Annotated in this window: 14 protein-coding genes; 5 read left to right on the forward strand and 9 right to left on the reverse strand. The window is 67.6% G+C overall.

The features are described 5' to 3' along the window. Together B3T77_RS07030 and B3T77_RS07035 are read right to left on the reverse strand one after the other, a co-directional pair. On the reverse strand, window positions 1-1212 hold a 1212-nt coding region (locus B3T77_RS07030; RefSeq protein WP_292078365.1), incomplete at its 3' end, for a DUF2793 domain-containing protein. 143 nt (window positions 1213-1355) lie between these two features. Beyond that, window positions 1356-1817 (reverse strand): DUF4112 domain-containing protein, encoded by a 462-nt coding sequence (locus tag B3T77_RS07035; RefSeq protein WP_174087228.1) that lies wholly within the window; start codon window positions 1815-1817, stop codon window positions 1356-1358. Between the two features lie 68 nt (window positions 1818-1885). Between B3T77_RS07035 and B3T77_RS07040 the strand changes: the two genes are divergently transcribed. Next, window positions 1886-2839 carry an endonuclease/exonuclease/phosphatase family protein gene (locus B3T77_RS07040; protein WP_292078369.1) on the forward strand — a complete coding sequence of 318 codons (954 nt, stop codon included), beginning with the start codon at window positions 1886-1888 and terminating at the stop codon, window positions 2837-2839. Here the strand turns inward: B3T77_RS07040 and B3T77_RS07045 are convergent. From B3T77_RS07045 to B3T77_RS07070, 6 genes are read right to left on the reverse strand one after another with little or no spacing between them, the layout of a single operon-like run. After that, window positions 2817-4028, reverse strand: a complete 1212-nt coding sequence (locus tag B3T77_RS07045) for a CCA tRNA nucleotidyltransferase (RefSeq protein WP_292078371.1) — start codon at window positions 4026-4028, stop codon at window positions 2817-2819. The genes B3T77_RS07040 and B3T77_RS07045 overlap by 23 nt on opposite strands. After that, the gene (locus B3T77_RS07050; protein ID WP_292078373.1) at window positions 4025-4687 is read right to left on the reverse strand and encodes a CoA pyrophosphatase; all 663 of its coding nucleotides are present in this window, start codon (window positions 4685-4687) and stop codon (window positions 4025-4027) included. Before B3T77_RS07050 ends, B3T77_RS07045 begins: the two co-directional genes overlap by 4 nt. Then, a complete protein-coding gene (locus B3T77_RS07055) occupies window positions 4684-5229 on the reverse strand; it encodes a DUF1285 domain-containing protein (RefSeq protein ID WP_185224619.1) in 546 nt (181 codons plus the stop codon). Before B3T77_RS07055 ends, B3T77_RS07050 begins: the two co-directional genes overlap by 4 nt. 38 nt (window positions 5230-5267) lie before the next feature. Next, the gene (locus tag B3T77_RS07060) at window positions 5268-5762 is read right to left on the reverse strand and encodes a GNAT family N-acetyltransferase (protein ID WP_292078375.1); all 495 of its coding nucleotides are present in this window, start codon (window positions 5760-5762) and stop codon (window positions 5268-5270) included. Window positions 5763-5822: 60 nt separating this feature from the next. Beyond that, a complete protein-coding gene (locus tag B3T77_RS07065) occupies window positions 5823-6596 on the reverse strand; it encodes an enoyl-CoA hydratase (RefSeq protein ID WP_292078378.1) in 774 nt (257 codons plus the stop codon). Continuing rightward, window positions 6593-7678 (reverse strand): MBL fold metallo-hydrolase, encoded by a 1086-nt coding sequence (locus B3T77_RS07070; protein ID WP_292078381.1) that lies wholly within the window; start codon window positions 7676-7678, stop codon window positions 6593-6595. Before B3T77_RS07070 ends, B3T77_RS07065 begins: the two co-directional genes overlap by 4 nt. Before the next feature lie 100 nt (window positions 7679-7778). On the opposite strand from B3T77_RS07070, the gene B3T77_RS07075 reads away from it, so the two are divergent. From B3T77_RS07075 to B3T77_RS07090, 4 genes are all read left to right on the forward strand, one after another. Then, on the forward strand, window positions 7779-8768 hold the full coding sequence (locus B3T77_RS07075; protein ID WP_231868759.1) for a hypothetical protein: 990 nt from the start codon (window positions 7779-7781) through the stop codon (window positions 8766-8768). Window positions 8769-8869: 101 nt separating this feature from the next. Beyond that, window positions 8870-9655 (forward strand): exodeoxyribonuclease III, encoded by a 786-nt coding sequence (gene xth, locus B3T77_RS07080; protein WP_292078385.1) that lies wholly within the window; start codon window positions 8870-8872, stop codon window positions 9653-9655. 5 nt (window positions 9656-9660) lie between these two features. Beyond that, a complete protein-coding gene (locus B3T77_RS07085) occupies window positions 9661-10176 on the forward strand; it encodes a hypothetical protein (protein WP_055753176.1) in 516 nt (171 codons plus the stop codon). Window positions 10177-10263: 87 nt separating this feature from the next. Further along, window positions 10264-11181: a cobalamin biosynthesis protein CbiG gene (locus tag B3T77_RS07090; protein WP_292078387.1), complete on the forward strand. Its 918-nt coding sequence runs from the start codon at window positions 10264-10266 to the stop codon at window positions 11179-11181. Between the two features lie 8 nt (window positions 11182-11189). On the opposite strand, the gene recN is transcribed toward B3T77_RS07090, so the two are convergent. Further along, window positions 11190-12887 (reverse strand): DNA repair protein RecN, encoded by a 1698-nt coding sequence (gene recN / locus B3T77_RS07095; protein ID WP_292078389.1) that lies wholly within the window; start codon window positions 12885-12887, stop codon window positions 11190-11192. Between the last annotated feature and the right edge of the window lie 19 nt (window positions 12888-12906).

The raw sequence follows: 12906 nt of genomic DNA on the forward strand, positions 1-12906 counted from the left end.
GGCCGCGCGAAGGGCCGACCAGCCGCCCACACCGCCCGCGCCTCCGGCATAGGCGACATCCGTTGCACTCAGACCGCCCCCTGCCCCGCCGCCGCCCGGCCCGTCCGAGCAGAGGGTTTCTACGCCCGTCGCCGCCGTCGCGGTTGTCGAAGAGCTGCCGCCGGGATTGGCGAGCCGTTGGCCGATACCGCCTGCTCCACCGAGGCCCAAGTTGCCTGCGGTCCCGCCCGTCGCGCGCAACAGGACCGTGTCACCCATCGCGACCTGACTATCGCCGCCCGAAACGCCGCTGATCCCGCCGGCGCCGACCGTGATCGTCAGGACGCCGTCCAGATCGTCGACTGCCCAACGCCCGAGGCTCAGCCCGCCGGCGCCGCCTCCGCCGCCGCCGAGACGCGACGCACTAGCCGGACCCGCCAGCCCTGCGCCCCCGCCGCCACCGCCGCCCACGCAGGTCGCCTCGACCCAGCGCGCCCAGGCCGGCAGGGCATAGTCGTCATCGCTGGTGAACAGCGTCGTCTCGCGCCGGATCGCGCCCTGATCGAAGGCGATACGCCCCGTCGCGCGATCCACGCGCCACACCGACCGCCATATCCCGGCGTCGTCGCAGGCCTTGAGGCTCAGGTCGTCGTCGCCGATCAGACCCAGCTCTGCGCGGGCGGCGTATCCGCTCTGGAACAGCAGCGACAGGACATCGCCCGCCGTCGTCTTGTTCAGCGTCAGGCGCAGGTCGCCGTCGCCACCTTCCTCCTCACCGCGCGCCGTGAACAGGGCGGTGTTGATCTTGGCCGCCAGGGGATTGGCTTCGTCGGCGGTCGTCCCGAGACCCAGCCGCGTTAGGCCCTGGACCTCGCCCAGTCGCTGCCCCAGCGTGATCCAGCCCTCATCGGCCCGCACCACCACGACGCCTTCGTCCAGAACGCAAGCGATCATGCCGTCCGACGTCGTCACGACGGTCCAGCCGCCGCCTGCGAACCGCATCAGGGCGCCGGCCGCCCGCCCGGCCCAGGCTGCGCCTTCGGCCTCTTGCGGCAGGATATAGAGATCGCCATCCGACGCATCGGCCGGCTGGATGACCGTCGTGCGACTGACCACCGCCGTCTGCAACAGGGCGTCCAGCCGGGTCATGGCCGTATTCAGGGTCACATGCTTCTGCATCTGCCCCGCCGCCAGATAGGGCAGGTTAAGACGCGCGCTGAAATCGTCGCTCATTCTTCTCTCCGTTGTCGTGGAGATCAGTCTGGGCGCAGCCCTTCCTCAGGCCGGAAGACGGGCGGTCATTTGGCTCAGGTCCTTGATTTCAGGCAGATTCGTTGCGGAGAAAACGATGGCTAGGCCGCCTCAGCCAGCGCATCTCAATCGTGCAGATAGATGATCCGCTTCAGCGTCTTGTCGTTCTGCACGCGCGCCTCGTGCATCGCGTGGTCGCCCGTGGCGCGCGCATTGGCCTCGGTGTCCTCGACCCAGTGGGTGCTTTCGATGTGCTTTTGCAGCGCCCGCGCCGCCATCAGCTGTCCGGGAAAGAAGGTGTCGACGATGTCGCCCGCGATGGGCACCGTGCCCGTGGCGGTGTCGATGGCCATATAGGCCCCCATCCGCGCCAGGGTCGCCGGCGTCGCCTTGGCCCGCACGGCCTGAAGCATCAGCCAGCCGCCCGTCCCGACAGTGTATGCCGTGCCGACGACCGGCACCCAGGTTAGCATGGCGTCCAGCCCCATGCCGAAGGGGCCGATGCCGATGACCCGGTCCGACAGTTTCTTGACGCCCTCGACATTGGACCAGATGTTCTCGATATCCCGGATCGACCGTCTGGCCATGTCGCCCTCCAAAGCGTCGCCTTAACGCTGGGCGAGGCTTCCTGTTCAATCCGAGAGATACGTCTTCGATGACCCTGATCAAGCTGGCGGCGAATGTGACGGCGAGCGCCCTGCTGCTGGGCTTGGCGGCTTTCGGCGTGGCGGCGCTCAGCGGCATCGACCATCGCTGGGTGGATATCGTGGCGCAGTTCACATCGCCGGTGTTGCTGGCGGCTCTCGGGGTGACCGTGGCGTGTCTGCTCTTTCGCCTGTGGCCGGCCTCGATCGTCGGTGGACTGACGTGCGTGGTGCTGGCCCTGTCGGTCTGGCCGCAATGGACGCCGACGAAGGGCGTGCCGGTTCCCGACCAGCCGATCGTGCGGGTCTATTCGGCCAATATGTATGTGTTCAACAACGACGTCGCAGCCATGCGCCGCTCCATCGCGGCCGCCGACGCCGAAATCCTGGTGCTGGTCGAGTTGGGACAGGCGCCGGCGTCGCGGCTGGACCAGTTGCTGCCGGACTATCCGCACCGTGTTCTGATCGGCCAGGCGCGCGCCGGCGACCACGCGCGCTCGATCATCGCCTCGCGCTATCCGATCCTGCAACGCCTGCCCGAGCGTCCCGACGGCCTCAGCGCCGTGGGGGCAACGGTTCAGACGCCCATCGGCCCGATCAACGTCTTTGGCGTCCACCTGACCCGACCCTGGCCTTATCAATATCAGTGGGGCCAGATCACCCAGGTCATGGCCTTGGCCGAGCGCATGAAGGCCGCGCCAGAGCATCCCGTCATCGCCGCCGGAGATTTCAACAGCGTCTCCAGCGCCCGCATTGGCAAACAGATTCAGTCCGACCTGGGCCTGATCCCCGCGCCCGGCTGGCCTGGCACCTGGCCCAGCCAGATTCCCGCCTTCGCCGGCATCACCATCGACCAGGTCTATCGTACGCCGGATCTGGCCCTGATCACGCGCAGCCTGGGCGAGCCGACGGGATCCGACCACCGCCCCGTTGTCACCGAGTTCACCCGCGCTCAGTCGCGATAAGGATCTTCAGCCGCCCCTCATGCCCCTCGGCAGGGAAGTCGTCAGCGACCCAATCGTCCTCGAACGCCTTCAACACCCGTCCTGTCTCCGGCCCTGGCGCCAGGCCCAGACGCGCCAGATCGCGCCCCCCGACGGGCATCTTGGGCGGAGTCCAGTCGGCAGCCAGCGCCCGCAGCCCCGTGCCATCGCCCCTGCCTGCCGCTTCGGCGCGCATCAGCCGATCTTCGAACGCCCTGCGTCCCAGCCTGTAGATCGCCGCCCGCGCCTCTGCGTCGCTCATCATCGGCGAAACGGCAAGCCCATCCGCGACCGCCGCCGCCAACCGATCTCGCACCGCGTTCGACAATCTCAGACCACCCGCGATCTCCGTCACAGCCCCCGCATCTGCGGGCAGCAAGGCCGACAGCCGCATCACAGGATCGTCGGTCAGATCGCACATCGCCTCGAAGAGCGCCAGCGGCTGCGCTTGCGGCAGAATTTGAGCCAGCACGCCGGTCTCGGCCATCGCCCGCACCGCCGCACGCGGATCAGGCGCCGCCAGCAGTTTCAACAATTCCTTGGACACCCGCTCGGCCGACAGTTGGGCCATGCCGCCCTTCAGCGCCGCGCACGCCGCCAGTCCGTCCACATCCGGCTCACCCCGTCCGTACCAGGCGTAGAACCGGAAGAAGCGCAGGATGCGTAAGTAGTCCTCGCGGATGCGCGTCTCCGCTTCGCCGACGAAAACGATGCGTCCCGCCGCCGCATCCTCCAACCCGCCGCCCGTCGGATCGAACACCGTCCCTGCCGCATCGGCGTAAAGGGCGTTCAGCCGGAAATCCCGCCGCGCCGCATCCTCGGCCCAGTCCTCGGTGAAGGCGACCACCGCACGGCGTCCATCCGTCTCCACATCGCGACGCAGGGTCGTGATCTCATAGGGACGCCGCTCCGACACGCCCGTCACCGTGCCGTGCTCGACACCCGTCGGCACGGCCTTCAACCCTGTCGCCTTCAGCGCCGCCATGGTCTGTTCGGGTCGCAAGCGCGTGGCGATGTCGATGTCGTCGACGGGCTGCCCCAGCAGACTGTTCCTTACGCAGCCGCCCACGAAGCGCGCGCAGCCCGCACCGCCCGCCGTTTCCAGCGCCCGCATCACTGCGCGCGTCGCCCGGCTTTCCAGCCAGGGATGTCCCTTCACAGAGACGCTCATGCCGCGTCCTCGTCGGCCGCCGCCTCTGGCGCAGCCTCACCGCCGTAAAGCCGGACGTGCAAAGCCTTCAGGATCCCCGCCGTCACGCCCCAGATGTAGCGCTCGCCCCAGGGCATAGCCCAGAACCAGCGCCGCAAGCCCTCATCCAGATCGTAAAAGTCACGCCGATGGTTGGCGGCGTCCATCAGAAAGTCCCACGGGGTTTCGAACACCTCGGCGACCTCGTCCGGCGACGGCGTCGTGACCGGCGTCTCGCGCAGCCAGCCGATCACCGGCGTGACCAGAAATCCGGTACCCGTCTCATAGGCGTCCGACAGGCCCAGCACCTCGACCGCCGCCGGGTCCAGCGCCACCTCCTCGTCCGCCTCACGCAACGCCGCCTGAACTGCGGTCTCGCCGGGGTCCAGCCGACCGCCCGGGAAGGCGATCTGCCCCGTATGCCGCGCCAGGGTGTCGGCGCGCCGCGTCAGCAGCACCGTCGCGCCCTCGGGCCGCGCCAGGATAGGGATCAGCACCGCCGCCGGCCGAAGTTCCTTGGCCGTCCGTGTCGCTTGCGGGTTCAGGTCGAAGTCCGACCGCGCCGCGACCAGTTCAGGCCGCCACGTCTCGACCGGCGCCAGCCGATCGACCAGCCGGGCCTTCAAGGTCTCCAGGCTCACGTCACCGCGCCCAAGGAGAAAATCTGGCCGCCCGACCGAACGACCAGTCGTCCATCGACCTCTTGGGCCATCTCGACCATTTCATAGAAGACCGACCGCGCGATGCGCGCCCACAGATCGCGGCGCACATGGATGCGCGGCGCCGGCTCGCCCGTCGTCGGATCGGTTTCAACGACGATGGGATCGTCTTCGCCGGCCCTCACCTCATCACCGACATCGGTGGTGAAAATCAGGGCGTCGCCTTCCCGCCGCATCGCGACAGCCTGGAACGGCAAGTCCTCGACGGCGATCTTCAGCTTTTCGACCGGCGTAACCAGGTGATAGCCGTCCGGGTCCTTCCTCAGCACCGTCGAGAACAGTCGCACCAATTCCTTGCGGCCAATGGGCGAGCCTTCATGCATCCAGACACCGTCCGCCCGGATAACGATATCGATGTCGCCGCAATGCTCGGGATGCCAAAGGTGGACCGGCGGCAGCCCCTTGCCGGGCGCCTGTTTGGCCGCCTCGGCGACGGCGTTCAGTCCTGACTTGGGATTGTCCATCCCTCTGACTTAGGCCCCGCGAACCGCGCGGGAAAGGGTCAGCCGATGCGAACCGAACCCGAAACCTGATCCACGCCGGTCGCCAGCCACAGGACACGGCGACGATCCACAGGTCCAGGCAGGATCGCCTCGGGCGCAGGGGCGAATCCAAACCGCTCAAAATAGGCCGCATCCCCGACCAGCAGCACGCCGCCAACGTCCAGCGTCCGTGCTTGATCCACGCACGCCTGAACCAGTTCGGCGCCCAGACCGTCGCACCGGCGGCCGGCGTCCACCGCGATCGGCCCCAAAAACAGGGCCGAGGTGTCTCCAACCACGACCGGCCACAGTCGCACCGAGCCCACGACTTCCCCGTCGCGCTTCACGACAAAGCCCACACCTGGCTGCGACCCTTCACGCAGACGTTCGGCCGTCTTGGCGAACCGCCCGGGCCCGAAGGCGGCCATGACCAGCGCATCCACGCCTTCGGCGTCGGCCGGGGTCTCGGCTTCAATACGGCTTACGGCCGGAGGTATGGAAAGGGCGTGCGACATCGGCGCGCGCACCTAGAAGCAAAGCTGCGCCAAATCAAGGCAAGGCCTTGTGACGTCCGCTTAACCCGCCTTTGAAAAGTCCGGCGCCCGCTTCTGCGTAAAGGCCATGAAGGCCTCCATCGCCTCGGGACTACGCATCTGCGAGCCGAAGGCTTCGCCCTCGCGCTGCATCAGTCCCCACAGACCTGCTGCGTCACGCATCAGCCGCTTGGTCTTGCGGATCGAGTTGGGCGCTCGAGCAGCCACCTTGGCCGCCAGCTCCGCCGCCGTCGCCTCGACCCGATCAGCCGGCACAGCGCGATTGGCGATGCCCCACGCCAGGGCCGTCCGCCCATCCAGCGGCTCGCCCAGCGCAAACAGTTCGAAGGCCCGCTGATGACCAATCACGGCCGGCAACAGCAGGCTGGACGCCGCCTCCGGCGCCAGGGCCAGATTGACGAAGGGCACGGATAGCAGCGCGTCCTCGGCCACCACCACCAGATCGCAGTGCAGCAGCATGGTCAGGCCGATCCCGACCGCCCGCCCCTTCACGGCCGCCACAGCCGGCTTGTCCAGATCCGCCAGCGCCTTCAGGAAACGAAACACAGGCATGTCGCCCGGCCCCGCCCCTTGCGAGCCCAGGGCGATGAAATCCTGAATGTCATTGCCGGCCGAGAAGCTGTCGCCCTCGGCGCGCAGCAGCAGCACCCGCACCGCATCGTCGGTCCGCGCCTGCTCGGTCGCCTCGGCCAGGGCCGAATACATGGCCTGGGTGATGGCGTTCTTCTTGTCGGCCCGATCCAGGGTGACGGTCAGGACGCCGTCGGCCAGTTCGCTGCGGATATGTTCGCTCACGTCGTTTCCTCGTCCTGTGCGACGGCGCTCCACCAGTCTACGCCGCTCTCGTCGCGCGTCCGCTGGGCGCGGCCGCGTCGTTCCAGATAGTTCAGATGCGCCTGAGCCTCGCCTGTGGCCATACCCAGCACCCCATCCCCGACCACTCGACCGAAGACGGCGGAGAAGCCGTCGACCACCCTAGACGGTTGACGCAACGTCCGCTCAAGCCGTTTCAGCGCGACCTCATGCCCTCGCTTCAGGGCATCGAGCCGCGCATGCACGCCGTAGAAGGGCTCGCCATGCGCCGGCAGGACGAACGCGCCCTCCGGCAACAGCGCCCTCAGCTTGTCCAGCGAGCCCATCCAGTCACCCAGAGGGTCGGCTTCCGGCTCCGTCGACCAGACCGAGACATTGGAGGAAATGCGCGGCAGGATCTGATCCCCGGCGATGAAGACGTCGTCCGACCGCCGCCACAGGCAGACGTGCTCCGGGCTATGGCCCGAACCGACCACCACACTCCAGTCGTCGCCGTCGATCTGAACGACATCGTCGTCGGACAGTCGCAGATAGCTGCGCGGCATCGTCGCCACGCCCTTGCCGAACCCGCCGTAGTCGGCCCGCCAGCGCGCGATCTGCTCATCGCTCCAGCCTGCGGCGCGATAGTATCGCTCGCTGTCCGCAGGCGCATCACCCGCCTCCTCGGCCATCAGCATCCGCGCTGTCACATATTCCAGTCGCGACATCAGCAGCGGCGCGCCCGACCGCTCACATAGCCAGCCCGCCAAGCCGATGTGGTCGGGATGCATATGGGTGCAGATCAATCGCGTCACGGGCCTGCCGCCTAGCGTCGCATCCAACGCCGTCTCCCACGCTGCGATGGTCGCCGCGGTCTTTAGTCCCGTATCGACAACGACCCAGCCGTCGCCGTCCCGGATCGCATAGACATTCACATGGTCCAGCTGAAACGGCAGGGCGAACCGCAGCCACAGCACGCCGGGCGCGACCTCGATCGCCTCGCCCGCGCCGGGCACGGCGTCGAACGGATAGGTTAGCCCCCGCCCATCATTCGCGGCCGTCGCCGGCGCCGTTCCATCAGCCAAGTCAGTCTCCAATCGAAACGCGCAGATACTTAGCCCGCGTCCCTTGCCGCCGTCCACACTCGCCTTGACCGCGTGCCAATACGACGTCACGTAGTCGGTAGTGACAAATCTGGGTGTCGATATGAAAGCTCGAATATTCGCCGCAGCGACAGCGCTCGTTTTCAGCGCGATTTCCGTGTCTGCCTTTGCGCAAACGACGCCGTCAACGGGGTATGGGCCTGCAGGATCTCGAAACGGGATCGAAGCCCCCAGCGAACGGGTGACACCGTCGCGTGTTCAGCGCCCCAGCAACAACCAACCGCGACGCGAGCGTCAACCGGCGCCACCCACGGCAGAAGAGATTTTGGCGGCCGCGCAGCAACAAGCCACCTTGGCCAGCGCCAACTGTCAGGTCAGTGAAGCCAAGCTGCTTGGGCAAACCGCCGACAAGACGTCGGTGTATGAGGTAGCCTGCGCCACGGGTCCTGGCTTCATCATCGAATCGAAGACACCACCGTCCGCGACCAGCTGCATTGCGCTCGCCTATTCGGCGCGCGTGGCACGTGAACGCGATCCCGCCGCCGATGTCGGCCTACAATGCACGATCGCCGCCAACACCGACACCGACAAGTTCTTGCGCGAATACGCTCAACAGGCCGGCGTTCCTTGTGCGGTCGATCAGACCAAGGTGCTGGGACAGTCCAACGGCGGTGTTGTCGTCTACGAAATCGGGTGCTCCGACGGTCCGGGCTTCTGGATCAGGCAAGACGCCGGCGTTTGGAGCAAGACCCCGTGCCTTCAGGTCCTGGCCGAGAACGGCGCCTGCGAATTCACGACCACGGCCGAAAACGCCACCTTCGTAAAAACGCTCCTCGCGGGCTCGGAAGCCGCATCCTGCAACGTCGTCGAAGCCCGTCTGATGGGGCAGAACGCAAACGGCATGTTCTATGAAGCCAAGTGTGAAGGGGCCGACGGCGTCATCGCTCGCTTGAACGCCGAAAACGCGGTTCAGCAAATCTACCCTTGCGCCACCGCCCAGCGGATCGGCGGCGGCTGCAAGCTGACGACGGCTCCGGCCACTGCTGCGGCGCCCGCCGGCGGTCGCCTCTAAGCCAGCCAAAAGACTGATCGAAGGGCCGTCGGAGCGATCCGGCGGCCCTTTTCTTTTGCGCCCTCTTTTCCAAAACCGAGACGCAGCCTAGCGTCGCCGTCATGCGCATCGCCACATGGAACGTGAACTCCGTCAACGCCCGCCTGCCCACCGTGCTTGCGTGGCTGGAGCAGGCTGCCCCCGACGTCGCCTGTTTCCAGGAGATCAAATGCGTGGACGAGAAGTTCCCGCGCGAGGCTTTCGAGAGCCTGGGCTACAATGTCGAGACCCACGGGCAGAAGAGCTACAACGGCGTCGCCCTGCTGTCGAAGTATCCGCTGTCCGACATCCGACGCGGCCTGCCCGGCGACGAGACCGACGAACAGGCGCGCTACATCGAGGCCCTGGTCGAGGCGCCCCGACCCATTCGCGTCGGCGCCATCTATCTGCCGAACGGCAATCCGATCGGGAGCGAGAAGTTCGATTACAAGCTGGCCTGGTTTGACCGGTTGAACCGCCATGCCCAGGATCTGCTGGCGTTCGAGGAGCCGCTGGCCCTGTGCGGCGACTACAACGTCATCCCCGAGGCCGAGGACGCCAAGAATCCGGCCGCCTGGACCGACGACGCCCTGTTCCAGCCTCAGAGCCGCCAGGCATTCCGCGCGCTCAAGAACCTGGGCCTGGCCGACGCGCACGAGATCGGCGGCGAACCTGCTGGTGCCTACACGTTTTGGGACTATCAGGCCGGCGCTTGGCAGCGTGACCATGGAATCCGCATCGACTTCGCCATGCTGTCGCCCCAGGCCGCCGACCGGTTCCGCGGGATCGAGACCCACCGAGACGCCCGGGACATGGAAAAACCCAGCGACCACGTTCCCGTGGTGGTCGACATTGATCTAGAGGCCTGACGACCATGGCCGACGTATTGCGGGTGGTGTTGCTGATCGCCCTCGCGGCGGCCCTGCTGACGACCCTGGCCCTGGCGCTGTCGTGGTGGATGGAGCCGCCACGCCGTTTGCACCGCGCCATGCTCAAGACCTTGGGCGCCGCGCCGGAGGTCGAGGCCTTGTCGCCGGGCGAAGGTCGCGCCTGCGCCTTGAACTTCGATGTCGAACAGGTCGTCGTGCTGTGGGCCAACGGCGCCCATGGCCTGGTCTATGCCTTCGATGAGGTCGAGGGGGGAGAGATCATCGTGGATGGCCACGTCGTCGCCCGCATCCGTCGCGGCGAGGCGCGCAAGTCGCTGGACGTGCTGGCCCCCGACGCCGAACAGGTGGTGCTTCGGCTGATGTTCGCCGACGCCCGCCACCCGGAGTTCGAACTGGCCTTGTGGGACGCCGCCCTGCCTGTCCAGACCGGCTCACCGGGGGAAGCGCTTCGTCTCGGTCGCCGCTGGCTGTCGCATCTGGAGGCCCTGCTGAAGGGCTGAGACGCGACAGGGCCTTTCGGTCGCCGCGATGCGGCGTTAGAAGCCCGGCTCATTCCTAACCGACACGCCTTTATCAGGGAGGCCGCCTTGGCCCGCCTTTTCGACGCCTATATCGTCGCTGACTGGACCGCCGCCGAAACCAAGAAGCTCGGCGACACCTCGCTGTGGATCGGCGTGGCCAAGCGCGACGTGCGTTTCCGCCTCTATACCGAGACGCACAATGTCGCGACCCGGGCCGAGGGCGAAGCCCTGCTGGCCTCGATCCTGGCGGACCACAGAAAGCGCGGCGACCGGGTTCTGGTCGGGCTGGACTTCAACTTCGGCTATCCCGCCGGCACGGCCGCACGGCTGAAGCTGGAGGGAACGGCGGGGCAGCCCCCCTGGCAGCTGATGTGGAAATTCATCGCCTCCAACGTCGTGGACAAACCCGACAACACCAACAACCGCTATCAGGTCGCGGCCAAGATGAACCGGCTGATGACCGATGAGGCCTGGCCTCTGTGGGGCGCGCCGGCCAAACAGGCCCAGCGCTGGTTGACTACGACGAAACCGCCCGCCGGCTCCGGCGCCGACATCCCCGAGTTCCGCGCCACAGAAAACGCGGCTCGCAAGGGCCGGCTTCAGCCCAAGAGCGTGTGGCAGATGCACGGCGCCGGCGCCGTGGGCGGCCAGACCCTGGTCGGCATCCCGGCTGTGCGGCGGCTTCTGGAAAGCCTCGGCCCGTCAGGCGCCGTCTGGCCCTTCGGCACCGGCTGGCGCGCGCTGACCCCCGATGACGTGGAACCCTTGTCGGCCCTGGTTGTCGAGGTCTGGCCGTCGATGCACGAGACCAAGCCTCAACCCGGTGAGTTCAAGGACCAGGCCCAGGTTCGCTCCACGGCCGAGGCCCTCGCCCGCATGGACGAGGCCGGCGACCTGGCCAAGGCGTTCGCCCCGCCCAAGGACGCCTCGCCCGAGCTGATCGCCCAGGTCGAACAGGAAGAAGGCTGGATCCTGGGGGCCTAACGATTCGCTCAGCCGATCAGCGCCCGCGCCGCCGCGCGGGCTTCGTCGGTGATCTCGGCGCCGGACAGCATGCGCGCGATCTCTTCCTGGCGGCGCTGGTCGTCCAGGGCGACGACGGTGGTGGTTGTCAGGCCGTCGCGGTCGGCCTTCATCACCTTCCAGTGGGCATGGCCGCGCGCGGCGACTTGCGGACTGTGGGTCACGACCAGGACCTGGGCGCCGTTCGACAGGCGTTTCAGACGCGATCCGACGGCTTCGGCCACCGCGCCGCCGACTCCCTGATCCACCTCGTCGAAGATCATCACGGGCTGACGGATGTCCTCGCGGCTTGCGAGGGCCGCCTTCATCGCCAGGGCGAAACGCGCCAGTTCGCCGCCTGAAGCGATGGCGTCCAGCGGGCCGAAGTCGGTTCCGGCGTTGGTCGCGATCTGGAAGCGCGCCGTCTCGACGCCGTCTGGCCCGCGTCGGCCTTCGATCGGTTCCAGCGCTACGCGGAACCGCGCGCGCTCCAGCTTCAGCGGGCCTAGCTCTCCCATGACGGCGGCGGTCAGGCGTTCGGCGGCGGCTTCCCGCGCCGAGGTCAGGAAAGTGGCCGCCAGATCATAGGCTTCCGCCGCCTCGGCCGTCTCGCGCCCGGCGTTGGTCAGCGCCTCCTCGCCATCCTCGATCAGCCGCAGCTGCTCGCGCAGGCGAATGCGTAGAGTCGGCAGGGCGTCGACGGTGGTGTGCAGCTTGCGGGCGGCGGCGCGCAGGGCGAACAACCGCTCCTCGGCCTTGTCCAGACGACCGGGCTCATAGTCGAAGGCGTCGGCGGCGGCGTCCACGGCGGCGAGGGCTTCCGCCGCCTCGACCATGGTGCGGTCGATCGCCTCCACGGCGGCCGAGAGTTTGACAATGACCGGATGATCGCCCTCGGCGCCCGCCTGCCCTGCCCTCTGGCGCGCATGTTCGACGGCCCTCAGCGCCGCGCCCAGCTTCTGGCTCAACTTGTCGCCGCCCAGCTGGGTGCGCGCGTCGGCCAGATCCGCGATGGCCTTTTCGGCGGCGCCCAGCAGGGCGCGTTCGCCTGCCAGTTCCGTCTCTTCGTCGGCGCGGGGATCCAGCGCATCCAGTTCGGAGAGGTTCAGGCTGATTTCTTCGCGCCGCGCATCGGCGTCCGCCGCCTGCGCCTTCAGTTCGGCCAATTTCGCCTCGGCAGCCTTGAGTTTGGCGGAGGCCGAGGCGACCGCCGACAACTGAGGCTGCAGGCCGCCATAGGCGTCCAGCGACGCGCGGTGCGTGCGCCAATCCAGCAGGCCCACCGTCTCATGCTGGCCGTGCACCTCGACCAGGGCCGCGCCGATCTCGCGCACGGCTGTCACACCGGCCGGCTGATTATTGACATAGGCCCGGCTGCGACCGTCGGCGCCCAAGACGCGGCGAAGGATCAGATCTTCCCCCGGCTGCACGTCGAACCCCTTGTCGGCGATCAGGGCCAGCAGATCGGGATCGTCGGGGGCGGAGAAGACGGCGGTGGCCACAGCCTGTTTAGCGCCATTTCGCACCAGGCCGGCGTCGCCGCGCCCGCCGAGCGCCAGGCCGAGCGCGTCCAGAATGATCGACTTGCCGGCTCCGGTTTCGCCGGTCAGCACGGTCAGGCCATTCTCGACCTCGAGATCGAGCACGTCCACCAGGACGACGTCACGAATGGAAAGGGCGGTCAGCATCGCGTCAGGCGCCGGCGGA

It is taken from the genome of Brevundimonas sp. UBA7838, assembly GCF_002500885.1.
Taxonomy (GTDB): domain Bacteria; phylum Pseudomonadota; class Alphaproteobacteria; order Caulobacterales; family Caulobacteraceae; genus Brevundimonas; species Brevundimonas vesicularis_C.

What these genes read in the sequence shown, in the direction of transcription:
- B3T77_RS07040 (WP_292078369.1), top strand. Translation starts at nt 1,886, where the DNA reads ATGACCCTGATCAAGCTGGCGGCGAATGTGACGGCGAGCGCCCTGCTG.
- B3T77_RS07055 (WP_185224619.1), bottom strand. Translation starts at nt 5,229, where the DNA reads ATGGACAATCCCAAGTCAGGACTGAACGCCGTCGCCGAGGCGGCCAAA.
- B3T77_RS07060 (WP_292078375.1), bottom strand. Translation starts at nt 5,762, where the DNA reads ATGTCGCACGCCCTTTCCATACCTCCGGCCGTAAGCCGTATTGAAGCC.
- B3T77_RS07035 (WP_174087228.1), bottom strand. Translation starts at nt 1,817, where the DNA reads ATGGCCAGACGGTCGATCCGGGATATCGAGAACATCTGGTCCAATGTC.
- B3T77_RS07085 (WP_055753176.1), top strand. Translation starts at nt 9,661, where the DNA reads ATGGCCGACGTATTGCGGGTGGTGTTGCTGATCGCCCTCGCGGCGGCC.
- xth (WP_292078385.1), top strand. Translation starts at nt 8,870, where the DNA reads ATGCGCATCGCCACATGGAACGTGAACTCCGTCAACGCCCGCCTGCCC.
- B3T77_RS07045 (WP_292078371.1), bottom strand. Translation starts at nt 4,028, where the DNA reads ATGAGCGTCTCTGTGAAGGGACATCCCTGGCTGGAAAGCCGGGCGACG.
- recN (WP_292078389.1), bottom strand. Translation starts at nt 12,887, where the DNA reads ATGCTGACCGCCCTTTCCATTCGTGACGTCGTCCTGGTGGACGTGCTC.